The following is a 25,298-nucleotide window of genomic DNA, read 5'->3' as shown; positions in this document are numbered from 1 at the left end:
CAACCAACCCTATACGCAAGGCCCTTCGGGACAAGGCGCATAGATAGAACATTGTGCTACATTATGACCAACCTAAACCAATGATAAAATTCTTTAGAAAAATGATACCAATAAAGAGAATCCATTTATTTAAAATAACACTAATTGCCATTATCGGATTATGCCTTTTTTCATGTAAACAGCAACAAAGTTTGCAAAACATGATTGATTTGTCCATAAAAAACAAGGATTTGGTTTTAGTGATCCCCGATGGAAAATACGTAATACACAAACCATTACTTCTCTCAGGGGTAAATAATCTTGTTATCAAAGGTGATACGCCAAATGGAGTAATAATAACCTCTAGCATGGAAGTGCCAATAAAAAACTTGACATGCCTGGATGAAGCAATTGGAATGTATGAGTATACTAGCCCAAAGTTAATTATGTCACCTTGGCCAGATTCATTTAAGGGTTATGCCGGGTGGCCAGAAATCTATATTGCTGGCGTTCCATTATCCATATCCCGTTACCCAAACGAAGGATTCATAAAAGCAGATTCAATAATTAGGGCTGGTAGAAAGCCAAAAAATAAGGAAACAAAGCAATTACCTGCGAAATTTCTATCAGCAAATCTTATAAAAAATTACAACAAAGAACTTCCCTTGTTTCTCAACGGATACTGGAGTTATAAATGGGCCGACGAAATTATTCGGGTCGACTCCATAGACCCCATCTCTGGTGAGATCAAATTGGCAGCCCCACACAATTATGGAATGGGATCTCCGTCCGGGGGGCTCTTTTACGCTTTAAATCAACCTGAATATGTTGATATTGAAAATGAATATTATTACAACCCCAAAACAGGAACAATCCGTTTTATCCATTCTTTTTCTAATGAGAAAGTAGAATCGATTCAAATTGCTTATCAAGATTTCACCCTTTTGAACATACAAGATTGTAATCAAGTAAAAATTGAAAATATAAATTTTAGGTATCATAACAATTTAGCCGTAAATATTTCCAATTCTAAATCTGTAGAGATAAAACGGTGTGAGATGTATGGATTAGGTAGGTCTGCTATAGCGATAACTGACGGATCTAATTGTGGAGTTAGAAACAGTACTCTTAAATATTTAGGAAACACCGGGATTTCACTTATAGGTGGGGATAAGAATTCGTTAACAAAGGCTGCCCATTTCGTGGAAAACTGTTCCATTAGTTATTTTGCAAGGCATGTTAAAACCTATGCACCCGCCGTTAAATTGAACGGTGTTGGGCATATAGTAAAAAGAAACAACATTAGTTTTGCCCCTCATAACGCGATTCTATTTTCCGGGAATGATCATTTGATTGCTCAAAATGAAATAAGAAAAGTGTGTTTAAATACTTCGGATGCTGGAGCTATTTATTGCGGTAGGGACTGGACTATGGGAGGAACCGTGATTCGGGAAAATATAATCAGTGAGTTGGGAAAGGCAAGTCACCATCATAACTGGGCCATTTATTTAGATGATTTGGCCTCAGGAATAAGTGTGATTAACAATCAGATTGCCGATAGCCCTTCTGGGATATTAATAGGTGGTGGACGTTATAATCTAATTAATAACAATACGATAAGTAATTGTCCGAAAGCATCAATTGTGTATGATGCTAGAGGATATGATGATTGGTTTAAGCACCATTTAATGGATCGTGAATTGTCCTTATGGCCTCGTTTAAACGCAGTTCCCATTAATCAACCACCATGGAGCGAACGATTTCCTTGGTTGCAGGAAATACACAGTGATGATGCAGCACTTCCTAGGGGAGCTGAAATAAAAAACAATCAAATAGTAAATTCTGCACCACCTAAGATTCATGATAAAGTATATAAATATGGGCAGGTAGATATTAAAAGGGCACAAGGGAAATAAGTATTTAAGGAGAAAAGAATATACGCGCCTAACAAGGGTTAAACCATAATATGGGCTATGCGCCCATTCTACCTATGGCCAAACCGTGGTACCAAAGCTTAAGAGAAAAACATGGAAACAAAACCTTGTTTTGCTGATTAATTTTTGACGAGAAATTTGATAGCTGTACAACAATGCCTCAATAAACAATTATTTGTATATTGGTCTTATTGTCAGTCTTTTACAACTAGCTAAAACAATCTCTCTCTATATGAAGTTCAGAAATCCTATATTGGTTTTTAACCTAGTTCTTGTGTTTATTATCGTTTCTTCCTTTACGGTAAGGGATACCAAAGCATCGGTTATGCAATCGCAGTCTCTAGAGTTCAATACTGAAGGGTTGTATTATGCCGAATTTTATGATTTTGTATTTCGCGGACATTTTGAGCATATCAAGGTTAATCGTGAGGATGTTGAATTTCTTTCAATTTTTGAACAATATTTAAGGGCTTATGCCCGACAATGCAAGCAGTACTTGCCCGAAAACAAGGTGGAGATTATGGATTTGGTTTGTGCTCGTGAATACGTTGAAAAAGATTTATATGGTGACGTAGTGAGCCGTACTTGTGTCAAATGGATTTGGCAAGGTTCCAAATTGTTTGCTCGTCCAGATTTGTACAATGCAAAGTTATCCGTAGAAAAACTACAATCCAACGACGCCTTGCAAAAAGCTTTTGCCGAAATGACGGACCCAAACGCCATTGGCAATTCAATGGATAGGGTTCACAAATTAAATGGGTTAAAAAATGACATGGCACAGATATTTACGCTTAATTCATGTAACAGTGCGGGCATAAAGCGTTTTGAAGAAAATTTAAAGCGATATGCACTTAACCAAACAGCTATCCGCATGAAAGCGGAAAGTAAGTATTCAGCCATGAAAAACAGTGGAGGTCCCAAAGGAGTTCAAAACCTTAATAAACTTGTGGACGACCTTGTTGCCAATCAGGCCAAAACCTGGGCCATGAACAAATATGTTCCTCAGAGCATTTCAGGACTTACTGTTCTTAAAAAAGATTCACAAGGTCAGCCATTGGTAGCCAAGGCAAATTATACCTATCAGTTTTTTGGAAAATCTGGAGAAGGTTGGGTACAGATAAGTTTTGAAAATGGTTTGCCCAAATGTCTTTATTTTCATGATTTCCCTCAAAATTGTAAAACACCGGGCAGTAGTATTGTATCGTCCTATGCACAAGGATCGTATGCCAACTAGCTTATAAGTCATAGCAAAGCCTTATTTAGGGTTGTTTTAAAATTTTAAAATGATCATTGCTTACTGCAAACTGTGATAGCTATAAGGAAATATAGGCGCAAGTTGATTTATATAGGGCATTCATATGTTGTTTGGCCTAGTTCAGCATTCTACTTTGGGACGCAAGCCTTGGTCAAGGTCCAAGGGACAATGAATGGCTATCCTTTCAAAGCTCAATTATGGCGTTGCAAGACCTTAATAATAAATTACCCGTCAAAACTAAATACCTAATGCCATTGAGAAAGATGTTGGTGGTGAAATAGCTATACATTAAAAAGGAAAGATTGAAATGAATACTTCATTGCCAATTATAATACATCCTAGGATAGTATTGTATTGGAAAGAAGCAAGACAAAAAGATACTGATGGAAACCACCGCATATTATTTTTTGGTGGAAAAAACCGACTAAACACATCGTGGCGAATTGAAAACTGCATAGCAAGTTGAGTTAAACAATACAAACAACAACGGTTCCGGTAATAATTAGTTGTCCACTTCCCTAAAACTAATAAATAGTAATGGCGGGACATTTCAAAAAACACTTTATTTAATAGCACATCAACAAGGGTATAATTTTGGGGAAAATATAGTTTTAATTAGGTAAATGCCCTATACTTGACAAATGAAAAACCGCGTACATATCCTATTTTTTGTAGTTTCCTTCCTTGTATACCATACTGCTTTTACACAAGAAAACTTCAAGAAAACCAAAATTGTAGCTACTGTATTTAAAGCACTAAAAAAACAGAACGAACAAAAATTCTTAAAGGGTTTGCCTTCTAAGGACGATATTCTTTATCTAATTCCAATAATCAAAGCTGCACAGCCAAACGAAAATATTCCAGAGGCTGATACCATAATTGCAAATTTTAAAATGAAAGCAACCGAGAATTTTAGAAAAGTAATTAAAAGAGGAAGTTCGTTTGGTGTTAAGTGGGAAGATATGGCTTTAGAGAAAGTGGAATACAAAGCTAATCCCGATCCCAAGGTGGACATAGAAAGAGGGAACATTACCTTGGTATGCAGTAGCAATGATAAAAAATTTCTGATCATATTAAATAAGTCTTCCAAAATACGTGGTAGCTGGAAATTAATGAATACCATGAAGTTTACCCTTCTGTAAAGGGGTGTTATAGTTCAGAACAACAATGGCCCGCTGCCGTAAGCCTGGTTATCCCCTCGCTGGCGCGAGCCTGCCTATCCCGTCAGGCAGGCATCTTGCTCGTGCCATAAGAACACCTAATTAATATATAGCAGCCTGTATTATTCATCCATAATTCAAAGGTACAGGCCAGATATCGGCGCCACAAAGCTAAGGAACGGCTCTACTTTGTATCGTACAGCAAGTTTTGGTATTGCCAATTTTCCTTATCTTAGAAGGGAGCATACAAACCCTTGGTTGTAGTATTCCCTCCGATGTACGCCCACAAGATTTTATAATAAACATAGCTTGCTACTGCCTGTTAATAGCTGATAATTATGGCTAATTGGCACTATAGAGAGGAGATGCTTTATAGCTATGTTGTGTATTATTTGAAAAAACCAAAAAGTATACACCTTTTGAAAATGTGTATAAGGCTATAAGGCGATAATGTACTGATCTTTGTCCCAACAAAATCAAGACAGGGATGAGTATTAAGAACCAATTTGGAAAACAAGGGTGGACACCCGATAGAATAAATGATTTAAGCGGGAAAACGTTCGTGATAACGGGTGCTACCAGTGGAACAGGGCTTGAGGCATCTAAAATATTGCTGTTCAAAGGAGCAAAAGTGGTGATGCTAAATCGGAATCCTAAAAAATCCGAGGACACCATTGCTACTTTGAAACATGAAATGGGTAGTAATATAGATGTATCATTCATACAAATGGACTTGGCAGAACAGGCTTCTGTGAAAAAAGCGGCAGCAGCGGTACTTGGGAAAGTGAATTGTATTGATGCATTGATTTGTAACGCTGCTATTGCCCAGGTGCCCTATCAGAAGCTTACTGTTGATGGCTTTGAAAGTCAGCTCGGCGTAAACCACTATGGGCATTTTACCCTACAAGCGCTGCTTTTTCCGTTGATTGAGAAATCTGAGGGGCGTATTGTGGTGGTAGGCAGTGAAGGCTATAAAATGGGTCTCAAAACCATCAAATTTAATGATATGAACTGGGACATGAACTACAATGCAAATGATGCCTACAGTCAGAGCAAGTTAGCACAGATAATGACTGTATATGAATTGCAGGATCGATTAAAAAAGGCTGGTAAGACCCATGTAAAGGTTTATGCATGTCACCCTGGGGCTTCAGCAACTTCTCTTATAAAAACCAGTGGTAGTTTAATGACACGGTTCATATGGCAACTCATGAAGTTGTCTCCAATGGTACAATCGGCCAAAAAGGGTGCATATCCAGAATTGATGTGTGCCATTGAAAAAGATTTGGATCAGGGTGGTTTTTATGGTCCTACAGGAAGAAATTATTGGACGGGTGCTGTTGGAGAATGTAAACTGGAACCACATGCAAAGGACAAAGTTGTGGCAGGGAAATTGTGGGAAATATCAGAAAAGTCCACCGGTTTGGAATGGAAGTTTTAAAATGGAAAACCTTTAAAAACCTTAGATATGGATATTTTAAAAGCAGCCACCGATTGGGCAAAAGCAGAACTTTTTTCAACCCCATTTTTCATTCTTTTCGGAGTGGCATTTATGATAGCAAGTCTTGGGTTTTGGCAATTGGGTAAAACCGAAATGGCCAAAGCCTACATCATACCTGTCTTAGTCGCGGGTGTTTTGCTTACAATAATTGGTCTTGGTTTATTTTTTACCAATAAAACTAGAGTTTCACAGTTTGAAACCGCCTATAATACCGATGCTCTGGTCTTTGTTACATCAGAGGTTGAACGAGCTGAAGCTACCTTAAAGGAATACAAAACAATTGTTTTTAAAGCTATTCCTATAATCATAGCGGTCTGTTCCCTTATCATTATATTTGTTAATACGCCCATCTGGCGCGCCAGTATGATTAAAATTATTGCCATGTTGGTGGTAATTTTGCTCATTGATGGCTTGGCCCACGCCCGCATTGAAGACTATAACAAGCAGTTATTGCAGGCAGAACAAGAATTGAAAAACTAAGATGCAGCACTTTAAAACTTTATCCTCATATTTAGAATATTTGGAGCTTCCTAGGCCAGAACATCCCATGCTTAGTGTGTTTACTGCCATGGGTGAAGGTTTTCTGCCCTGCCCTAAGGAGAGCTCGCCTCCAATAACCAATGATTGCTATTCCATAAGTTTTAAAAAAATAGTAAAGGGTGATCTAAACTATGGCCGTACCAAATACGATTTTACCAATGGTACATTGTTTTTCATTGCACCAAGACAGGTATTGCAGTGGGAGGATAACATAGTTTTTGAGCAAAAAGGCTTTTCAATCAACTTTCATGAAGATTTTTTGAAAGGATCGGAGTTGGCAAATCAGATTAAGAAGTATGGTTTCTTTTCATACTCTGCCAATGAAGCTCTACACCTTTCTCCCAAAGAAGAAAAGCAGATTGAGTCTATCGTGGAAAATATCGACATAGAATACCAAAACAATCAGGATGAGTTTAGCAAAGAAATTATTATTTCTCAGCTTAGCACCCTTTTAAAATATGCCAACCGCTTTTATGAAAGACAGTTTTTAAATCGCAAAGAGCTTTCAAACGATTTGCTGGGGCGGTTTAATAGGCAATTGGAAGTTTACTTTGATTCAGGGAAATTGCAGGAAAATGGAATTCCCAGCATCGAACAAATTGCGGAGAAGCTTTCGGTTTCCCAACGTTATTTAAGCGATACGTTGAAAAAAGAAACCGGAAAAACATCTACTGAGCACTTGCAATTATACTTAATAGACGAAGCCAAGAATATCTTGTTGGATCCCAAGAAAACTATTTCTGAGGTAGCTTATGAATTGGGTTTTGAATATCCGCCCTATTTCTCAAGATTGTTTAAAAAGAAAGAAGGCATCAGTCCCACAGAATACAGGGAGAAATATAAAATGAACTAACCCGTGGAGTCTCATTATACCCAATCAATTCCTTGGGTATAAACGAGTAACCGACTTGTACCATAACAAATGCTATTCTCAACAATAGGGAAGGGTAGACTTTCTGTTTTAGGGGGCTGTAGTATTCCCAAAATTCTTTATCTTAGAAGCTTAAACTACATTTGGTTGTAGCATTCCCCCCACTGTTCACCCACAAGATTTTATAATAAACATAGCTTGCTGCTGCCTGTTAATAGCTGATAATAATAGCTATTTGGCACTATAGGGTGTAGATGCTGTATATCCACGTTGTACCTCATACTGCCCCATCCCGTATAAAAATACATAATACCGAACATTATGTGTAAAAACGACTGAAAAGAATACCTGAAAGCAGCAAACCAAATAGCGTTATAACTAACCAATAAAGACCAATAAAAATGAAAGAATCTATCGCAAAAAAGATCAATTTCGATAAAGCCGGATATTTTGCCATTGGATTATTTGCTCTGGCTTTTTTAGGTTTTTGGCCTACCTATTTTTCAAAATTCTTTGATGGTACGGCTAACTTCAATAACTATTTTCATTTCCATTTTGCAATGTCATCTCTATGGATAGCACTATTAGTTTTACAGCCAATACTTATCCGAAATAAGAAATTCGCTATCCATAAGCAAACTGGGAAATTGAGTTTTATCATCTTACCCTTGTTCTTCGCATCGGTTATTTTACTAAAGCATCATAATATTGGAGGTGAAGTTACAGAAGGCCTAGGGGCTAGTTTATGGCTGCAGTTAAAGGATTTGGTTATTATCGGACTTATGTTTGTTATAGCCATAGCGAACACAAAAAATATGCAAATTCATGCACGTGCCATGATTGCCACTGGAATTGTATTTATAGAGCCAACTTTGGGACGTTTTATTATTCTCACCTTATTGCCAGAGCCTGATTTTATGCTTGGATTGGGAATTACGGTTGCCATAATGTACGGGCTGATTATTTCGCTCATCATTATTGAAAAAAAACAAAGCAGCGGACGATGGGTTTTTCCCATTCTTTTAGTGCTGTTTATGATATTTCACTATCTAATTTTCTTTCAAGTTAGCTTTCCGTTGTGGGATTCCATTGCAGCATGGTTTGCAAGCTTGCCTATTACATAATAAATGGATGTTAGGGCTAAAAAATAACAATGCAGGGCAAGGAGTATATTCATGTCCTGTATGCTTCGCGGCATACAAACCGCTGTGCTTCATATTTACCGAATTGCAATTAATTAAATATCATATCTTTAGGGAAACCAACCTCTGATGCTTAAATTCTTTCGTAAAATTCGTCAAAGCTTGATGGCTGAAAACAGATTCAGCAAGTATGTACTTTATGCTATTGGTGAGATTGTCCTTGTGGTAATTGGAATTTTAATTGCGGTCCAAATCAATAATAAAAACATTAAAAACCAAAGGAGCGATTTGGAAAGAAGTATTTTGATTGAAATTTTGGATAACCTGGAAGATGATCTGGTGCAGATAGAGGACGAGCTCTATAGTGATAAGGTTGTGATGCATGCCGACTCCATAGTCATTGCCCATATACGTTCCAAAGCTTCATTTCAAGATAGTATTGCTGCTTATTTAAGAATTTCAGAAATGTTTCCGCACTTGGATTCTAAAGAAAGTGGATATAGCTTGCTGGAGTCAAAAGGAATAGACCTGATAAGAAATGATTCCCTTCGGATTAGAATTACGAATTTCTATAACCGGGACTACCCCTATTTTAGAAAGTATGAAAAAGAACGAGTGGACATAGTCCAAACAATAATCAAACCGTACCTAACTAAGAATTTTTATCTGGAAAGTTATTCGGAATGGCCTTACACAAAGAGAGTTCCCTTTAGCTATGATAACTATTTGAATGATCCGGAGCTCATTTCTGTTTTACAGACGAGTTCAAGTCTTTCGAACATTATGCATGAAAAGGGGGAGTTTCTGGAGAAAAAAGCTCATCTTCTCATACAGCATATTAATCATTATTTAAATAGAAAATAGGAAAGGTTAGGCTTTATGTTTTAGGAGGTTGTAGAATTCCCAATTTTCTTTATCTTAGAAGAGAGTAAACAAAAACTTGGTTGTAGAATTCCCTCCACTGTACACCCACAAACATTTTATAAAAACATAGAATTAATAGTACGTAACAGTAACTATTTGCGCTAGCTATATGAAAATATAGGTGGGAGTTATTTTATAGGTGAGTTGGCAATAATTATGATTCACTCTGAAGTAACATTCGGGTTTAAAAAACAATAATTTAAATTTTGTAGATTTGTTTTTGGATGGAAATAGCAACTGACATAAGTAAAATTCGTAGTTTATCACAAATCATTTCGCCTTCTAATTTTAAAAAGATTGTGCGAAAAGGAGACTATTATTCAACATTTTACAAATTAAAACAATATACTACAGTTACAGATGCCACGACCAATCTAGATGCTATCAATTTTATTTACAAATCACTTTTAAAAAATTATAAAAACGAATACGTCTATAAAAATATACTCACAAACAAATTACTTCTAAAAAAGTACAGTTTAAAAAATACAATTGCATTGAATGAATTCAACATTGGCAAGTCAATTGCTGATTTTGTTCTATTAAATGGAGAAGCAAGAGTTTATGAAATAAAAACGGAACTTGATAATCTTGAAAAAATAGATAAGCAAGTTTTAGATTATTGCAAGTTTGCAGATAAAATATACATAGTGACAAGTTCAAAACACATTAATAAATTAATTGAGCTTTATGAAAATTCTACAATTGGGATTATTGAGTTAACTTCAAGAAATGCCTTAAAAACTGTGAGAGAGGCTAAAAATAATTCATCAACTTTTAGTCACGAGACATTGTTTAAGACTTTAAGGAAACAAGAATATCTTGAATTAATTCAAGAGCATTTCAAATTCATACCTAAAGTTTCTAATACTTTGATTTTTAGAGAATGTTTAAATCTTGCTAAAAAAATAGAGGTATCAATATTTCAGAAATTGGTAATAAATAAGCTTAAATCAAGAAATATTTCTAATCCAAAAATAATCAAAGAAGAATCTATTCCTGAAAGCTTAAAACATATTTGTTATACTTTGGATTTTTCCGAAAATGAATATGAGGAATTAAACTCATTTCTTAATAAAAATAGCAAAATATGTATTTCCCGTATTTAAGAGGTAAGCAATTTGAGTTAATTGCTTTAAGAGAATTATGCGCTCTATTCCCAAATGATTTAGAGAAAATTTCACCGGTAATTGAACCTGTAAAATCTTCAAGTACTTTGAGTACAACACTTGTTGAATTAGCTAACAGAAATGCCAATTTCAATATTATCATTAATCCAAGAGTTGGAGACTTAAAGAATCAATACGGTGAGATAATTGAAATCATTAGTTCTTCTTTACCAAATGACTATAATAATTATCAATTAGCAGTTATTATTCACCCAAAAACAGAAAGCAACATTCAGCCTCTAATTCAGTTTTTGAATGGATTAGAAATAAACTATAACGGAATAACTTTAATTCATAATACTGAAATAAGTAATCATAATATTGAATTATTGCATAATCAACTAAATATCTCATACAACTTAATATACTTTTCAAAAACAAGTCGAAGATACTATCGTGAATTTGACCCTGCGACTTTAGTCAGTCTAGACGACTACTTTGAAGAGTTATCAAGGAATGCGGACTATTTAAACCAAGAAAGTGATTTTTCGAATGAGTACAGGTTTTATCAACAAGACGGTTTTGTAGGCTTTTCAGATTTCCTAACAATAGGAGACAACTATTCGGAATCCGGATTCTTACCAAGAGCTGTTGCCATTCATTTAAGTTATTTAGACAACGATAGAATCAAAGTAAAACATTTTGTATCTGATTCGAATGAAGATGTTTCTGATATTGGTGGTAAATTTTCAGAAGCGATTAACAAATTAGTTATTTGGTGCGACCAAAATAATCTAAATACTTCCGCTATAAATGTGTTTAGAGATTTGCAACAAAGAGGTCATTTTCCAGGTTTAGGTACATTGAAAAAATTATCCATAATGAATCACATTGAATTAGTAATCAACAATATTTAATTATGAATTGTTGTGTTAAATGCTTTACTAGTTCATATCTAATTAGCATTATAAATGGTGATGATAGAACTGGAACTTGTGATTTTTGTAGCACAGTAAACACTTCTATTTATTCAGCTAGAGAGTTATCACCTTTTTTTAGAAATATACTTTCTCTTTATAATCCAGATGAAAGTTCAGATTCGAAAATTTCAAAATCATTAAAAGAAGATTTTAATGTAATAAGTGAAATTGTTGTAAGTCCTATTGAACTATTGAAAGCCATTTTTGAAGATGAAATTGATACTTTCCAACCAATATTCGATAGTAATGTTTCTTTAAAACGCAGGCCATTTCTAGAAACACAAGCAGATAATATTCATAATGTCTGGAATGAATTTAAAGAGGAGATAAAATTCGTAAATCGCTACCACATTCAGAATACAATTGATTTAAAGAAGTTAGAAACATTTTTTCTACACGAAAGTTTTTACAGAAATATCAAAAAAGGAAGGATTTTCTTTAGATGTCGAGTATCGGATGAAAATGGTTTCCCATGTGAAAAGATGGGAAATCCACCAATCGAACTCGCTTCAAGTGGTAGAGCGAACCCAAAAGGGATTTCTTACTTATACGTTGCTGATAGTCTTGAGACGTCAATGTACGAGACAAGAGCTTCACTGTTTGACTATGTTACGGTTGGCGAGTTCAAACTTACTGAAGACATCAAAATATTAAATCTTCGAAATCCAAAAGACGATCCAATTTATTGGTCAGAGATAGAGGAAATAGAAAATTATTTAATTTATATTCCTTTCATTCAAACATTGCAAAAGGAACTTTCTTTGCCAATTAGAAAATGTGACAAACTTTTAGACTATATTCCTACTCAATATATATCGGAATTTATTAAATCTTTGGGCTTTGACGGTGTGGAATACCAAAGTTCATTGAATTCGGTAGGTTATAACATCGCAATATTTAACCCTGAAAAATTAGAATGTTTTAAAACCAATGTTTATGAAATTAAAGATATAAAATTAACACACGGAATAATTAAATAACTATTACCAACAATACCTCTTATGAAAAGCTGCGCTGGCGCCAACCCACCTATCCAGTCATGCAAGCAACTTGCTCCTGCTATAACAATAGCTACTGGAAACAACATAGTATCTAAAGACTTAGACTAAGTGTTGTACGGCTGTTGTAGTATTCCTAATTTTCCCTATCTTAGAAAGGTGCAAACAAACCCTTGGTTGTAGCATTCCCTCCGCTGTACACCCACACATTTTATTATTGCCTTATGTCTTGCCCTATTCATGGGTATTAGAAAATGCTGCATAGAAAATAGGCAGGTATATTTCCAATGTAATGGGGTTGCCTAATAACAGTATTAATGCTGATAATTAAATACTAACTATATCATGGAAACAAATCAAAACACTGAGATTATCGACAATTTGTACAAGGCCTTTTCAACCGGTGATATACCCACCGTTCTGGGATTAATGCACCCAAAAATTGAATGGAAGGAAGCGGAAAGTAATTCCCTTGCAGATGGGAATCCCTATATTGGCCCAGACGCCATATTAGAGGGCGTTTTTGCGCGACTTGGGTCTAGGCACGATTATTTTACAGTAAAGGATGTTGCCATTCACGGTATGGACAATAATATGGTGCTGGCTACCCTTCGCTATGATGCCAAAGTAAAGGAAACCTCTAAGGCTTATAATGCACAGGCAGCACATTTATGGACACTTAACGACGAGGGGAAAATTTTGGCCTTTCAGCAGTATGTGGACACCAAGAAGTTGGCAGATGCCGAAAAATAACGCTAACTATTCTTATATTTAGATCCTATAAATAAAACGGTTCTGAGAAGCTACTAGCCATTAGCAATCTTAGAAGCACCACATTTAAGAAAACCTCCTACCTAAGCTTATATGGCCAAGAGTAAAGCAAGACAAATATTTGGTATAACATTGATTGTCGCATCCATAGCCTCCCTGTACTTTGTACCCTGGCTTTTGGTAAAGGCATGGATACTTCCTCTACCGGATACGGTGCAAGAACAGTTGGATGAGGCTATAGACCATGGGTTCGACGGAATGATTGTCTATGTAGACCTAGCGGGTAATCCCCCACAGCATTATGCTGCCGGGTGGCATAATAGGGAAACCAAGATACCTGCTAGGCCCAAGGCCCTATTTAAGCTGGCCAGTATCAGCAAGCTATATGATGCGGTGGCGGTTACCAAATTGGTTGCCGATAAACGCTTGGATTTGGATAAGTCCTTGGCTCATTATCTGCCGGAGTTAAAAGGAAGAATAGAGAACGCCGATAAAATTACCCTGCGATTGATGTTACAACATAGAAGTGGCATTCCCAATTTTACGGATGCCTACAATTTTTGGGCCGCACCTACACAGACCTATGAAGAAAGCCTGGCATTGATCCTGGACAAACCGGCCAACTTTGAGCCAAGTGAAGATTATGAATACTGCAATACCAATTACCTGTTGATCAATAAAATAATGGATAATACCCTAGGGTATGGGAATTTTCAATTTATACAGGAAGAAATTCTAAGACCATTACACCTTGACCATACCTATGGTTCATTGGGTGAAGTGAATTTAGACCATGTAATGAGCGGCTATCATGTAGGACATCCCTATGATTTAAAGACAGACGATCACGGTATGTTGGCCACAGCAGAAGATACAGGTGCATTTCTTAGGGCATTGAACAATGGATCTGTATTTAAACAGGGTGAACGGGAAATTTATGATTCTATTTATGAGTATGAACACGGCGGTTGGGTCCCGGGATACCAAAGCTTCGCAGAATATGACAAGGAACTGGATGCGGTGGTAATAGCCTTTTATAGCACCACCGATTCCAAACTGTACAATTGGAACCTGTCTGAGATTATAAACAATAGAATTGTTAAAATTCTAAAAAGGCAAAAGCAGCACTAAGCGTTTTCTGCAAAAGACCCCATGGGGTTTGGTAAAAGTTTTGCTGAACTTAACGCACAACAACTACTTTTTACTTATTAATCCCCACTATCTAAAACCCATCAATACAAAAAGCTCATTTTACTTTATTTTTTTATGTTTTAGGCATAAAAAATATCGTCATTTAGGCGTTTTGAGGTTGTGTAGCTGCATTTAATGGCGGACTTTTGTAAGGAACTAATAGTAAGATTAGTTTACGAAATCGTTTGCGTAACACGGCGAATAGCTTAGACTAAAAATAGGAGCGAGGAAATTCAAAAGCCAAGCGAAGTGGAAAAATAAGGAAGTAGGTAAGGCATAGGCTTGTGCTGAATTGGATTGTGGTGATATAGGAATTGGACCGGCTCAAGGCCAAGTGGTATTATGGAATATCAACAATAGCAACAAACTTAAAACTATAAATATGAGCAACACTATCGAAGATATCCTATTGGATGCGCACCACCACAACAAACGCGAAGAATTATTGGCCTATTTGGAGACCATCCGTATTAAGAATCCCAATAGGGAACTAACCGATTTGTATCAGATGGCCTATGAAAGGGTAATGCGACCTTGATTTTGGTATAGGAAATTAAAAAGCCGACTGTTGGTTTACCACAGCAGTCGGCTTAAAACTTTGTAAAGCGTTGGTCTATCTTTTTTAGGATAGATCCAACAAATAAGGCCTTATTTTCTGGTCCTAATAACTTATCTTAAAAACGGTGCCGTTGAGGTCCTCACATACATAAAGTGCTCCATCGGGGCCTTGTGCCAATCCACAAGGTCTATACTTTATGGGGCCACTGGGGTTGGCCAAGTCTATTCCCGAAAAGTTATCGGCAAATATCTCCCAGTCGCCTGATGGCTTCCCATCCTTAAAGGGAACAAAGGCTATAAAATATCCTTTTTTTAGCTCTGGTGATTGCCCATGGAAGGCAATAAAGGCCCCATTTCTATATTTTTCGGGAAACATGGTTCCGGTATAGAACAAGAGGTCGTTAGGCGCTAAATGTGCAGGGAATGCCATAAGGGGATCAATGGCCTCTTCACCTGCAGTGATTTTTCCATCCCCACCGTATTCAGGGGCCAACATTTTTTGGTTTTTAAACTGATCGTAATAAATATAGGGCCAACCGGCATCGTCCCCCTCCTTAATTTCGTAGAGGGTCTCAGCAGGTAGCTCAGCACTCTGTTTGGCGGTAAAAAATTCCGGAAAGGCATCATGGAAAGCACCACGACCATGCACTGCAGCAAACAGGGAATTGGTTTTTTGGTTCCAAGCCGTGGCTACGGCATTCTTTACCCCAGTGGCATAACGCTTGCCATTGGCAAAGGATTGGTTGAGTTTGTTGGCCTTGTACTGCCAAATGCCCCCGGCAGAATCCAATATGGTACAGGGCATCATACCCTCCCCACTGTCGTCCTGCCTGCAGGTATCGCTCCAAGAACCTATGGTAACATAGATATTGTTGTCCTTGTCCATCACAAACGATTTGGCATTATCCCTACCTTTGTCCGCCAGGCCTTCCACTATAAGCTCGGGCTTGTCTATATCAATAACTTCGTCCTTATCGTTTAAGGCATAACGGTAAATGGCAGAATTGGAGGAGGTATAGAGGTATCCGTTATGGACCAATACCCCGGTACCGGGATGGGGACCAAAGAATTTTTGGTCGTCAATGCTGCCGTCCTGGTCCTTGTCCTGCAACCATACCAAGCCTTTTTCATCCTTTAATTTGGAACGGTTTATATAAATATCCCCGGTCTTGGAGACCGACATATGTCGTAAATTGCCCAGATCCTTGGCCACGACTTGCACCGAAAAACCTTCCGGAACCACAATGGCCGTATCATTTACCGGGGCAGATGCTTTCTTTTTGGAATTCTCCTTGCATTGGGTGCCAAGCAATCCCAATAAAACAATTATAAATACTGGTAGTTGGGGTTTGGTAATGTTGTACTTCATAAAAATTGGTTTCAATTGGTTTGAAAAAGCCTTAAAGATAACATTTCATTCCTATTTGGGAATATGGTTTTACAAATTTAGTAGGGTAGCTGGGCAGCACCTTCTTTTCAGAATTATAGCTCCATAGAAGAGAAGTGAGAAACACTCTCCAATAGACATGGTAGCGGTTTGTTTTTGAAAATATATATCGTAAAAAAGCCGTTCGCTAACGGATATTAAAAAAAAACACCCTAAAAATCGTTATTTTCACCAAATACTTTGAAATACAAATAGAATGGGCAAAAAAACCACCATATACGATATTGCCAAAAAGTTGAATATTACCGCCGCTACGGTTTCGCGGGCTCTGAACGATAACCCTAGGGTGAGCCAGGCAACCAAGGAACTTGTTGTAAAGACGGCGGCTGAAATGAACTATGAGCAAAATAGATTGGCATTGGCCTTAAAGAGTGGTAAGAGTATGAACGTGGGGGTTATAGTACCTTATATAAATCGTAATTTTTTCTCCACTATCATCCGGGGCATAGAAGAGGAGTTATATCCCATGGGGTACCATGTTATTATATGTCAGACCCATGATGAGGCCAAAAGGGAGAAGGAAACGGTACAGAATTTATTGAATGCACAGGTAGATGGCATTCTGATGTCCTTGGCAACAGATTCCGAAGGGGAGGAACATTTTAAGCAGGTCCTTAAGAAGAACGTACCCCTAATTTTTTTCGATAGAAAAAAGAATGTGGTTGGCGCTAGTTCGGTATGTATTGATGACTTTCTAGGAGGGTTTGAGGCTACGCAGCACCTAATAGAGCAGGGATGTAAGAGAATTGCGCATCTCGCTTTAAACCGTTCCTTGGATGTATACAAGAATAGATTTGAAGGGTATAGAAAAGCACTGAAAAAGAACGGCTTGGAGTTTAATGAGCAGTATATAATAGAATTGGAGAGCGATTTTGAGGCGGGTAAGGAAGCTGCAGAAAAGCTGATGAAGTTAGATCCGCCGCCCGATGCCATTTTCTCTGCAACCGATCACGGTGCACTGGGGGCCATAAAATATATAAAAAGCAAAGGGGTCAAGATTCCGGACCAAGTGTGTGTGGTGGGGTTTAGTAATGAACCTTTTACACAGTTTATGGAGCAGTCCATTAGCTCTGTAGATCAGTCCCCTTTGGAGATGGGAAAAAAGGCGGCCAGGGTGTTCCTGGAACAGCTGGAGCAGAAGGGGAAGGAAAAAATTGTAAAGGAAGTGGTCCTAACCCCAAAGCTGGAAATTAGGCAGTCGTCTTTGAGAAATATATAACGACCAGTGCCCTTAATTACCTTCCGCACAGCTAGTGGAGTCCATAATTGAAGTTTGTCCATGGTTACTAAAAGTACCAATAGCAGCAGCTATATACGTAGATTGGCCGTATGGTCCAATGGAAGATTATTGGGGGCAATGTTTTATACAATGTTCACCTATCACTTTACTGCTTTTAAACCATCTAATACTTCTCTGGGAACCTTTATTACCGTTCCATGTCTTGTTCCCTTTGGGAATGTTATTTGCTCTGATATATCGGTCCAGTTTTTTAGATCTCCAGAGGAGACGGCACCAAATTGCTTATCAACATATTTGTCAAAATACACCACCCATTTTCCGTTGATCTTTATGGCGGTGGGACCTTCCGCCCAATAATCGCCCGTAATGGGGACACTAGCTTCAGAATAGGGTCCGCTTAGTGCATCGCTAAAGGCTATTTTTATATTTTTTTCCGCTGGTTCCAGGGTTTCATCCTTTAGGAACATAATATAGCGGTCCCCTACTTTCTTTATGCTGGAGTCTATAACATTAAAGCCGGGATTATAAAGCAGTTGGGTATCCGTAAACTCTTTAAAATCGCTAGTAAGGGTATAATACATTCGGTGGCTGTATTTATTTTCTTTTGTGCTCTTTGTTTCAGTAAACCGACCTTCAATGGTACTGGCCCAATAAATCATATATTGTTGGTTGCTTGGGTCGTAGGTGATTTCCGGGGCCCAAGTATTCCTGGCGTTCTTTTCATGCCCCATGACCGGAATAAATTGTTGAGGGGACCAGTTGATGAGGTCTTTGGAGGAGGCATAACCAATCCCCTTATCCGTCCAACTTACGGTCCATACCATATGGTAGCGTCCGTCACCGCCCTTAATAATACAGGGGTCACGCATTAATTTGTCCTTGCCCACCTTTGGTGTTAAAAAGGAGCCGTTGTTCTTTAGAGCTTCCCAAGTGTAGCCATCCTCGCTATAGGCCAGATGGAGTCCGTCTTCCCCATTGCCTTTAAAAAAAGAAAATAGGTACACCTCGTCATCATGTATAAGTTTATTGGCCAACAACCATTGTTTTAAGTCTTCGGGCCAATGGGCATGGGTCCCAAAAACACCCAGGCCAAAACCATGTCCCCCTTTTTCATATACATGCATTTCTGCGGAAACCTTGTGCTGTTTTAAGGCCAAGTAATATTCTATACTGTTTTCTACGGGAACCGCTTTGTCATCAGTCGCATGCACCAAAAAGGCCGGAGGTGTTGAGTGGGTTACCTGTTTGGCATTGGAATATTTGTTAATGGATTTTTGGGAAGGATTCTCTCCCAGTAAATTTTTCTTGGAACCGTTATGGGTGGTTCCTTCCAACATTGATATTACCGGATAAACAAGTATGGAAAAATCTGGTTTGGCTGAGGTTTGGTCTTTTGGGATATAGGTTTTGTCATCGTAATGTGTAGACAGGGTGGAGGCCAAATGCCCCCCGGCCGAAAAGCCCATAACCCCAATTTTATCGGCAGAAATATGCCATTTTTCTGAATTTCGACGTACCATGCGAATGGCTTCCTGTACGTCCTGTAAGGGGCCTATGGTTTTATCGTCCATTGTAAGATCTGTAGGCATACGGTATTTTAGTACAAAGGCCGATATGCCAAGGGTATTGAACCACTTTGCAACCTTATATCCCTCCTTATTGATGGCCAAATGTGAATATCCGCCGCCAGGACATATGATTACTGCCGTACCCTTGCTAAGGGCAGTATCTGCCAGAAAAGGGGTTAGGGTAGGCTGGGATATTTTACTAATTCCCCTGAGCGCTCCTAGGGCATCATAAGCATATTCTTCTATGTAATCGGTATTTTCAATGGCTCCAGGGGCACCCTCTGGCCATAGGGGTATGGCTTGGTTCTGGGCAAGGGCAACATTTATAAATAATAGACAAATCAGCGAAAGTACTCTGGAAGGTATTCTATTGGCAATGGGCATGGTTGGTTTTTATCTCGGTTTACGTAATGGTAGTGCAACCTTGGGCTATGGCATTGTTAAAATGGGATAGCAGGGAAGCACTATGGGCAATATAATCAATTTTCAAGTATTCTTTGGGTTTGTTTTGGTTCAGTGTTGTTGTTTTGGGAATAACGGTTTTACAGCGACGTATTAACTGTAACTGTTTGTTGAATTGAGGGATAATGGGCCGATGGTAGTTCAAGGATCTTTCAATTTGTATAACAATTTTAAATCTTATTAGTAGGTTTCCCCTTTAAAAAAATAAAAGAGCCGCTAAATTACAAGCGGCTCTCTTTTAAGAATATTCCACAACTCCGGAAAGTCCGGATTGGGATTGGTTTAAAACGTTTACATCATTAGCGCTTTATCAGTTCTTCAGCGGTTAAGGCTTGTTTTAGTTCTGCCTTAATGCGTCTGTGGCTGTTGAAGAACAATTTGCCATTTTTACGTTTTAGGTATACTTCAACGGTACCGTCTGGCAATTCATTCATCTCAGAAATAACCACAGTCTTTTTTGTGATGCTCTTGTAATTTGCAATTCCGCCTTTTTTAATGATGAAATTTTTTCTTGGTAATTTAATGTGCATGTAGGAATTGGAAGATGGGGCACCAATTACCAATTCGGATCCCACTTTTATATCCTCCAAAATTGGGTCGTTGTTGGCTTGTGCCAGACCTACCGACAATAAAAAAGAAAGTAAGATAAATGTTGATTTCATAGTTTTACTGGTATTTTTTAATTGTTTAATTATTTTTACGGGCTAAAAATAGCAAATCTCCAGAAAATGACCATCTTAAGATTTTCTTAAATCGATTTCAAAAATTCTTAAAATAAGAGTACCTACTGTAGGATGGTTGCCGATAATGCCTTTACAGACAATAACAGTAACTCACTTAAATGATTAGGGAATGGAATCTACTCAATTGTAGTTCACTATATCTATGTCAACCTCCTTGCCCAAGGCAGTAAGCCCTTTCCAAAGGGTATCTAAACGCGCTTTATCCCCATCGTCCAAGGCAGAAACATTTTTTCGGCTGTTTACCCTTAGGTCAAGGCCTCTTAAGTTCATAAAATATTTGGCTCCGATGGCGTATTTTTTCCCGATGACCGATTTGTTGGAAAGTATAAAATCGTTCACTTTTTTTACGGATGCGGATGCTTCTTTGTGGCGACCGTTACGCCAGAGATAAGAGAAGAGTTCCGGATAAAAGTTGCCTGCTATACAGGACATACCTGCCCCACCATGTCTTATGGAATGTAATACATCTGGCGAGTGGGCATTGTATATTCCTAAATCGGAATTGGAGGCTATGGCTATTTTTTGGGCCACCAACTCCGCGTCGCAGGTGGTATCTTTAAAGTATAGGAAGCGACCGGTTTTTTGTAGTTGATCCAATATATCCGGACCTATTAATCGCTTATAGGGTGATGGACATTCATAAATGCCCAGAGGGATATCCCCGGTCTCTTTCATGATGTTTTCAAAAGAATGCAGTAAAGCCATATTGTTTTCATCTTTACGGACCATTACCGATGGTATAAGTACAACCGCCTGCACTCCCGTAGCATGGATTTTTTTTATAAAATCTATATTTTCCCCTATTTGGTCAGAAAAGGTTCCTGTAGATACAACAGGGAGTTTGCTGTTCTCTACCACAAACTTGGTCAGTGCTATACGTTCTTGATTATTGAGGTCGTACATTTCACTTGAACCACAATTGGCAAACAGGCCTGTGGCACCAGAATCTTCATACCACCTAATTAATCGCTTTAGCCCGTCATAATCAATGGTCAGGTCCTCCTTATAGGGAGTCATCATTACGGGCCAAAATCCTCCCGGCAACTTGTTTTCAGTTGTAAAAAAAGATAGTTTTTCAAAGCCGCTACTTAACCAAACACCACCTAAGGTGGTCATTATTCCGGCATTTAAAAATTTTCTGCGAGTCCAATTCATGGGTTTATTGTTGTTTAATGCTTTATCCTGTTTATGCCAAGCCACAAGCCTCTCTAATCCGGTCACGGTTCTCTGTGTCTGTAGTTTCCGGTAGCGGCGCTTGAATATCATCAGCTATAACTCCAGTGATCATTATGGCTACTATTTTATTTGTATACTGCATAAACCCAACCGGAAACAGCAATGATTTCATGTGGTTATTTTTATACTGCTGAAGTAAATTATAGCATAGTCAGTATTTCATTTTATTAATGATTATTCAAAATTATTGATTGGTTTTTAAAATAATACATAGAATTTTGCCAATTACCTGTGTAATCTTATAGATTAATTGTTTAGTCGTAAATTTTTCTTTTTAAGAATTGGGTCGCCCGCAAGGCGAGTTTAGAAATAACTGGGTAGGAAAGGGCTGTGGTGCTGGGGATGGAATAATGACTAAATAAAAAGTGTGGTCTTTAGGAGGAACGAGGTCTTCGGCTTTTTTATGAAATGACTTGTTATGCTGCTGTATTGTAAATTGGAGCCTATTATTTATAGGATTGCGAAATCCAATTAATATTGGAATGCAAGCAATAAGTTGGATTGTTCTAACTTTCCTTTTGGGGGTGTTAGGCAGGCCTTGGACCATTGCTTCTTGTTCCTTGTATAGAGCTGATAAACATAATATCCTTATTTTGGTAGCGAGCTTATTTTTCAAAGTATCTATAGGCGTAAAAGAATGAGTTTTATGGATTACAAAAGGATTCAGATCACAGCAGATGAGGCTGTAACCATTGCCCTGGAGAACTATAATGTTCAAGGTAGCGCCAAAAAGCTCCCTGGGGAAATCGATTTTAATTTTAAGATAAGCGGGACAAATGGCGAAGCCTATATTCTAAAAATATCGCGCCCTGATGAGAACAAGGAGTACCTTGATTTCCAACAGCATCTATTGCAATATGTCGCCATACACGCCAAAGGCATTAGCTCCCCTTTAACCATCCCGGATAAAGAAGGAAATTCCATTTCCCAATTTGAGGACCGTAGTGGACAGACAAGGATGGTGAGACTCTTGTCTTGGATTAGTGGGAGGATTTGGAGTGATGTAAATCCACAGTTGGAGGATTTGCGATATGGTTTGGGGGAGTATTGCGGACAATTGACCAAGGCACTGCTGGGTTTTCAGCATCCAATGGCAGACCGCGGCTTGGATTGGGATATTGCCCAAGCCAGTTGGACCCTTGACCATTTACAGCTTTTTAAGGTTTGGCAGAAAGAGATTATTTCATTTTTTCAGCAAGAATTCATCCAGGCACAGCCCCAATATTCTGGTTTAAGGAAGGCCGTAGTGCACAATGATGCCAATGATAACAATATAATTGTTTCCCAAGACCTGATAAAACCCAGTGTGGTGTCGGTTATAGATTTTGGGGATGCCGTATATACCCAGATCATTAATGATGTGGCCATTGCCTGTGCCTATGCCATCATGGGGCACAATGACCCCTTGGAGGCTGCACTGCCCATTGTAAGCGGGTATCACAAGGTATTTCCCTTGCAGGAAAGGGAATTGGAATACCTCTATATGGCTATTGCTATGCGTTTGGTGATATCGGTAACCAAGTCGGCCATTAATAAAAAGGAGGAGCCAGACAATAGCTATCTGTTGATCAGTGAAAAACCTGCCTGGGAGTTATTGCGGAAATGGAAGGATATAAACGCAGATTTTGCACATTATAGTTTTAGGGCAGCCTGTGGTTTTACGGCCCATCCCGCTGAGAAAAAATTTAAGCTTTGGTCCCAAAGGCAAAGCATTTCTATTGGAAAGCTCTTCCCCAGTATTGGGCTTAATGAGGTTCAAAGGGTAGATTTAAGTGTTTCCAGTAGTTGGTTAGGCCATGCAAAGGATTTTAACAACTTGGATTTTTTTCAGTACAAGCTTAATGCACTTCAAGGGGAACACCCCAATAAATTATTGGCTGGAGGATATATGGAGCCTAGGCCCATTTATATCACCTCTTCTTATGATAAAATAGGCAACCAGGGGCGTGAGAGTAGGAGTATTCATTTGGGTGTCGATTTTTGGTTGCCAGCGGCTACCCCGGTGCATGCCCTTTTTGAAGGGGAGGTAGTTACCGCTGTAAAAGACGCGGGGGATAAGGAGTACGGCGGACTGGTAATTTTGCGCCATCAGGAGGATGGATTGGAATTCTATACGCTTTACGGACACTTATCGGTGGACAGTGCCACCCGGCATAAGTTAGGTGCCCGTTTAAAGGCCGGCGACCTTATTGGGGTATTGGGAGATTGGCCCGATAACGGTAATTGGGTGCCACATCTGCATTTTCAGGTTATGCTATCCATGCTCGATTATAGGACTGATTTTCCTGGAGTAGGGTATTTTAATCAATTAAAGGTGTGGAAGAGCCTTTGTCCAGATCCCAATTTACTGTTTAAGGCAAAGGGCTTATTAGGGAAGCACACAGTGAGCAATGAGGAAATTATCGCTTTTAGAAAACAACACTTGGGCAAGGGGCTGAGCCTGCAATATAAAGTGCCTATTAAAATGGTTAGGGGTGCAGGACAGTACCTAATGGATCAGTACGGTAGGAAATATTTGGATACGGTAAACAATGTGGCCCATGTAGGACATGAACATGCTGCTGTAGTAGAGGCCGGACAGCAGCAAATGGCATTGATCAATACCAATAGTCGCTACCTGCATGAAAATATCAATGCCTTGGCCAGGGAGCTGTTAGAGACCTTGCCGCCACAATTAAGTGTTTTTCATTTTGTGAATTCGGGTAGTGAGGCCAATGAGTTGGCAATACGGATGGTGAAAGCAGCCACTGGGGAAAAGGATATAATTGCCTCGGAGGTGGGCTATCATGGTAATACCAATATGTGTATCGATATTAGTTCGTATAAGTTTGATGGCAAGGGCGGACAGGGAGCTCCGGAGCACACCCATATTTTTCCACTGCCCGATGCGTTCAGGGGAAAATATAGAGGGGAAGATGCAGGGGCACCATATGCTGGGGAGGTTAAAAAACAGATAGACAATATACATGCCAAGGGAAGAGGATTAGGGGGGTTCATCATTGAGCCCATTATTAGTTGCGGCGGACAGATAGAGTTGCCTGAAGGTTTTTTGGCAGCGGCATATGAGTATGTTAGGACGGCAGGAGGCTTATGCATTTCCGATGAGGTGCAGGTGGGCTGCGGCCGAATGGGCAAAACATTTTGGGGCTTTCAGCTTCATAAGGTGGTGCCAGATATTGTAACCATAGGTAAACCACTGGGTAACGGACATCCTTTGGCCGCGGTGGTTTGCACCCCTGAAGTGGCGAAAAAATTTGCCAACGGCATGGAGTATTTTAACACCTTTGGTGGTAATCCGGTATCCTGTGCCATAGGGACCGAGGTATTGAGGGTGGTGAAGCGTGAAAAGTTACAAGCCCACGCCTTGGCAGTAGGGACTTTTTTGAAGAAGGAGCTAATTTCCTTGGCATTGGATTTCCCAATTATTGGGGACGTTAGGGGTCAAGGTCTTTTCTTGGGGATAGAGCTGGTGAATGAAAAAATGGAGCCTTTGGCAGAACAGACTACTTATTTGGCCAACCGCATAAAAGAGCACGGTATCCTAATGAGTACAGATGGGCCAGACCACAATGTTCTTAAAATAAAACCTCCTATGGTCTTTAGCCAAGGGAATGCCGAGGAACTCATTTTTTATCTTAGAAAAATTTTGGCCGAAGATTTTATGAAAGTTTAACGGGTTGTTCAGTATC

22 protein-coding genes are annotated in these 25,298 nt (G+C 38.8%); 16 read left to right on the top strand and 6 right to left on the bottom strand.

Annotated elements, in window-relative coordinates; translation table 11 throughout:
* Window positions 1–209: 209 nt before the first annotated feature.
* From EHW67_RS02415 to EHW67_RS20295, 14 genes are all read left to right on the top strand, one after another.
* Window positions 210–1,895 carry a right-handed parallel beta-helix repeat-containing protein gene (locus EHW67_RS02415; protein WP_158285057.1) on the top strand — a complete coding sequence of 562 codons (1,686 nt, stop codon included), beginning with the start codon at window positions 210–212 and terminating at the stop codon, window positions 1,893–1,895.
* A 250-nt stretch (window positions 1,896–2,145) separates the two neighbouring features.
* A complete protein-coding gene (locus EHW67_RS02410) occupies window positions 2,146–3,147 on the top strand; it encodes a hypothetical protein (RefSeq protein WP_126160742.1) in 1,002 nt (333 codons plus the stop codon).
* Between the two features lie 662 nt (window positions 3,148–3,809).
* A complete protein-coding gene (locus EHW67_RS02400) occupies window positions 3,810–4,310 on the top strand; it encodes a hypothetical protein (RefSeq protein WP_126160741.1) in 501 nt (166 codons plus the stop codon).
* Window positions 4,311–4,815: 505 nt separating this feature from the next.
* Entirely contained in the window at window positions 4,816–5,769 is a 954-nt protein-coding gene (locus EHW67_RS02395) for an SDR family NAD(P)-dependent oxidoreductase (RefSeq protein ID WP_126160740.1), read from the top strand.
* A gap of 27 nt (window positions 5,770–5,796) precedes the next feature.
* A complete protein-coding gene (locus tag EHW67_RS02390; protein ID WP_126160739.1) occupies window positions 5,797–6,309 on the top strand; it encodes a hypothetical protein in 513 nt (170 codons plus the stop codon).
* Between the two features lies 1 nt (window position 6,310).
* Window positions 6,311–7,222 (top strand): helix-turn-helix domain-containing protein, encoded by a 912-nt coding sequence (locus EHW67_RS02385; RefSeq protein ID WP_126160738.1) that lies wholly within the window; start codon window positions 6,311–6,313, stop codon window positions 7,220–7,222.
* 419 nt (window positions 7,223–7,641) lie between these two features.
* On the top strand, window positions 7,642–8,364 hold the full coding sequence (locus EHW67_RS02380; RefSeq protein WP_126160737.1) for a hypothetical protein: 723 nt from the start codon (window positions 7,642–7,644) through the stop codon (window positions 8,362–8,364).
* A gap of 183 nt (window positions 8,365–8,547) precedes the next feature.
* Window positions 8,548–9,246 carry a DUF6090 family protein gene (locus EHW67_RS02375; RefSeq protein WP_126160736.1) on the top strand — a complete coding sequence of 233 codons (699 nt, stop codon included), beginning with the start codon at window positions 8,548–8,550 and terminating at the stop codon, window positions 9,244–9,246.
* A 284-nt stretch (window positions 9,247–9,530) separates the two neighbouring features.
* Window positions 9,531–10,415, top strand: a complete 885-nt coding sequence (locus EHW67_RS02370) for a sce7726 family protein (RefSeq protein WP_126160735.1) — start codon at window positions 9,531–9,533, stop codon at window positions 10,413–10,415.
* On the top strand, window positions 10,397–11,332 hold the full coding sequence (locus tag EHW67_RS02365; protein WP_126160734.1) for an ABC-three component system protein: 936 nt from the start codon (window positions 10,397–10,399) through the stop codon (window positions 11,330–11,332). Before EHW67_RS02370 ends, EHW67_RS02365 begins: the two co-directional genes overlap by 19 nt.
* Before the next feature lie 2 nt (window positions 11,333–11,334).
* The gene (locus EHW67_RS02360; protein ID WP_126160733.1) at window positions 11,335–12,375 is read left to right on the top strand and encodes an RES domain-containing protein; all 1,041 of its coding nucleotides are present in this window, start codon (window positions 11,335–11,337) and stop codon (window positions 12,373–12,375) included.
* 363 nt (window positions 12,376–12,738) lie between these two features.
* On the top strand, window positions 12,739–13,146 hold the full coding sequence (locus EHW67_RS02355) for a nuclear transport factor 2 family protein (RefSeq protein ID WP_126160732.1): 408 nt from the start codon (window positions 12,739–12,741) through the stop codon (window positions 13,144–13,146).
* A 111-nt stretch (window positions 13,147–13,257) separates the two neighbouring features.
* A complete protein-coding gene (locus tag EHW67_RS02350) occupies window positions 13,258–14,295 on the top strand; it encodes a serine hydrolase domain-containing protein (protein ID WP_126160731.1) in 1,038 nt (345 codons plus the stop codon).
* Between the two features lie 442 nt (window positions 14,296–14,737).
* On the top strand, window positions 14,738–14,893 hold the full coding sequence (locus EHW67_RS20295; RefSeq protein WP_158285056.1) for a hypothetical protein: 156 nt from the start codon (window positions 14,738–14,740) through the stop codon (window positions 14,891–14,893).
* A 123-nt stretch (window positions 14,894–15,016) separates the two neighbouring features.
* Here the strand turns inward: EHW67_RS20295 and EHW67_RS02345 are convergent, their stop codons facing one another.
* A complete protein-coding gene (locus tag EHW67_RS02345; protein ID WP_126160730.1) occupies window positions 15,017–16,282 on the bottom strand; it encodes a PQQ-dependent sugar dehydrogenase in 1,266 nt (421 codons plus the stop codon).
* 274 nt (window positions 16,283–16,556) lie between these two features.
* Between EHW67_RS02345 and EHW67_RS02340 the strand changes: the two genes are divergently transcribed.
* A complete protein-coding gene (locus EHW67_RS02340) occupies window positions 16,557–17,579 on the top strand; it encodes a LacI family DNA-binding transcriptional regulator (RefSeq protein WP_126160729.1) in 1,023 nt (340 codons plus the stop codon).
* Between the two features lie 161 nt (window positions 17,580–17,740).
* On the opposite strand, the gene EHW67_RS02335 is transcribed toward EHW67_RS02340, so the two are convergent.
* The 5 genes from EHW67_RS02335 to EHW67_RS20290 all read right to left on the bottom strand — a co-directional run bounded on the left by EHW67_RS02335 (window position 17,741) and on the right by EHW67_RS20290 (window position 21,721).
* A complete protein-coding gene (locus EHW67_RS02335) occupies window positions 17,741–19,552 on the bottom strand; it encodes a prolyl oligopeptidase family serine peptidase (protein WP_126160728.1) in 1,812 nt (603 codons plus the stop codon).
* 19 nt (window positions 19,553–19,571) lie between these two features.
* Entirely contained in the window at window positions 19,572–19,775 is a 204-nt protein-coding gene (locus tag EHW67_RS02330; RefSeq protein WP_126160727.1) for a hypothetical protein, read from the bottom strand.
* A gap of 154 nt (window positions 19,776–19,929) precedes the next feature.
* Window positions 19,930–20,292: a hypothetical protein gene (locus EHW67_RS02325; protein ID WP_126160726.1), complete on the bottom strand. Its 363-nt coding sequence runs from the start codon at window positions 20,290–20,292 to the stop codon at window positions 19,930–19,932.
* A gap of 201 nt (window positions 20,293–20,493) precedes the next feature.
* Window positions 20,494–21,528, bottom strand: coding sequence for a dihydrodipicolinate synthase family protein (locus EHW67_RS02320; RefSeq protein ID WP_158285055.1), 1,035 nt, complete (start codon window positions 21,526–21,528; stop codon window positions 20,494–20,496).
* A 31-nt stretch (window positions 21,529–21,559) separates the two neighbouring features.
* Window positions 21,560–21,721 carry a hypothetical protein gene (locus EHW67_RS20290; protein ID WP_158285054.1) on the bottom strand — a complete coding sequence of 54 codons (162 nt, stop codon included), beginning with the start codon at window positions 21,719–21,721 and terminating at the stop codon, window positions 21,560–21,562.
* A 534-nt stretch (window positions 21,722–22,255) separates the two neighbouring features.
* On the opposite strand from EHW67_RS20290, the gene EHW67_RS02315 reads away from it, so the two are divergent.
* Entirely contained in the window at window positions 22,256–25,282 is a 3,027-nt protein-coding gene (locus EHW67_RS02315) for an aminotransferase class III-fold pyridoxal phosphate-dependent enzyme (RefSeq protein WP_126160724.1), read from the top strand.
* Window positions 25,283–25,298 lie beyond the last annotated feature (16 nt).

This window comes from Arenibacter aquaticus (assembly GCF_003957295.1).
GTDB classification, from domain to species: domain Bacteria; phylum Bacteroidota; class Bacteroidia; order Flavobacteriales; family Flavobacteriaceae; genus Arenibacter; species Arenibacter aquaticus.
Note: the sequence above shows the minus strand (reverse complement) of the source record. Positions and strands in the feature narration are given on the sequence as shown.

What these genes read in the sequence shown, in the direction of transcription:
- EHW67_RS02410 (WP_126160742.1), top strand. Translation starts at nt 2,146, where the DNA reads ATGAAGTTCAGAAATCCTATATTGGTTTTTAACCTAGTTCTTGTGTTT.
- EHW67_RS02400 (WP_126160741.1), top strand. Translation starts at nt 3,810, where the DNA reads ATGAAAAACCGCGTACATATCCTATTTTTTGTAGTTTCCTTCCTTGTA.
- EHW67_RS02395 (WP_126160740.1), top strand. Translation starts at nt 4,816, where the DNA reads ATGAGTATTAAGAACCAATTTGGAAAACAAGGGTGGACACCCGATAGA.
- EHW67_RS02390 (WP_126160739.1), top strand. Translation starts at nt 5,797, where the DNA reads ATGGATATTTTAAAAGCAGCCACCGATTGGGCAAAAGCAGAACTTTTT.
- EHW67_RS02385 (WP_126160738.1), top strand. Translation starts at nt 6,311, where the DNA reads ATGCAGCACTTTAAAACTTTATCCTCATATTTAGAATATTTGGAGCTT.
- EHW67_RS02380 (WP_126160737.1), top strand. Translation starts at nt 7,642, where the DNA reads ATGAAAGAATCTATCGCAAAAAAGATCAATTTCGATAAAGCCGGATAT.
- EHW67_RS02375 (WP_126160736.1), top strand. Translation starts at nt 8,548, where the DNA reads ATGGCTGAAAACAGATTCAGCAAGTATGTACTTTATGCTATTGGTGAG.
- EHW67_RS02370 (WP_126160735.1), top strand. Translation starts at nt 9,531, where the DNA reads ATGGAAATAGCAACTGACATAAGTAAAATTCGTAGTTTATCACAAATC.
- EHW67_RS02365 (WP_126160734.1), top strand. Translation starts at nt 10,397, where the DNA reads ATGTATTTCCCGTATTTAAGAGGTAAGCAATTTGAGTTAATTGCTTTA.
- EHW67_RS02360 (WP_126160733.1), top strand. Translation starts at nt 11,335, where the DNA reads ATGAATTGTTGTGTTAAATGCTTTACTAGTTCATATCTAATTAGCATT.
- EHW67_RS02355 (WP_126160732.1), top strand. Translation starts at nt 12,739, where the DNA reads ATGGAAACAAATCAAAACACTGAGATTATCGACAATTTGTACAAGGCC.
- EHW67_RS02350 (WP_126160731.1), top strand. Translation starts at nt 13,258, where the DNA reads ATGGCCAAGAGTAAAGCAAGACAAATATTTGGTATAACATTGATTGTC.
- EHW67_RS20295 (WP_158285056.1), top strand. Translation starts at nt 14,738, where the DNA reads ATGAGCAACACTATCGAAGATATCCTATTGGATGCGCACCACCACAAC.
- EHW67_RS02345 (WP_126160730.1), bottom strand. Translation starts at nt 16,282, where the DNA reads ATGAAGTACAACATTACCAAACCCCAACTACCAGTATTTATAATTGTT.
- EHW67_RS02340 (WP_126160729.1), top strand. Translation starts at nt 16,557, where the DNA reads ATGGGCAAAAAAACCACCATATACGATATTGCCAAAAAGTTGAATATT.
- EHW67_RS02335 (WP_126160728.1), bottom strand. Translation starts at nt 19,552, where the DNA reads ATGCCCATTGCCAATAGAATACCTTCCAGAGTACTTTCGCTGATTTGT.
- EHW67_RS02325 (WP_126160726.1), bottom strand. Translation starts at nt 20,292, where the DNA reads ATGAAATCAACATTTATCTTACTTTCTTTTTTATTGTCGGTAGGTCTG.
- EHW67_RS02320 (WP_158285055.1), bottom strand. Translation starts at nt 21,528, where the DNA reads ATGAATTGGACTCGCAGAAAATTTTTAAATGCCGGAATAATGACCACC.
- EHW67_RS20290 (WP_158285054.1), bottom strand. Translation starts at nt 21,721, where the DNA reads ATGAAATCATTGCTGTTTCCGGTTGGGTTTATGCAGTATACAAATAAA.
- EHW67_RS02315 (WP_126160724.1), top strand. Translation starts at nt 22,256, where the DNA reads ATGGATTACAAAAGGATTCAGATCACAGCAGATGAGGCTGTAACCATT.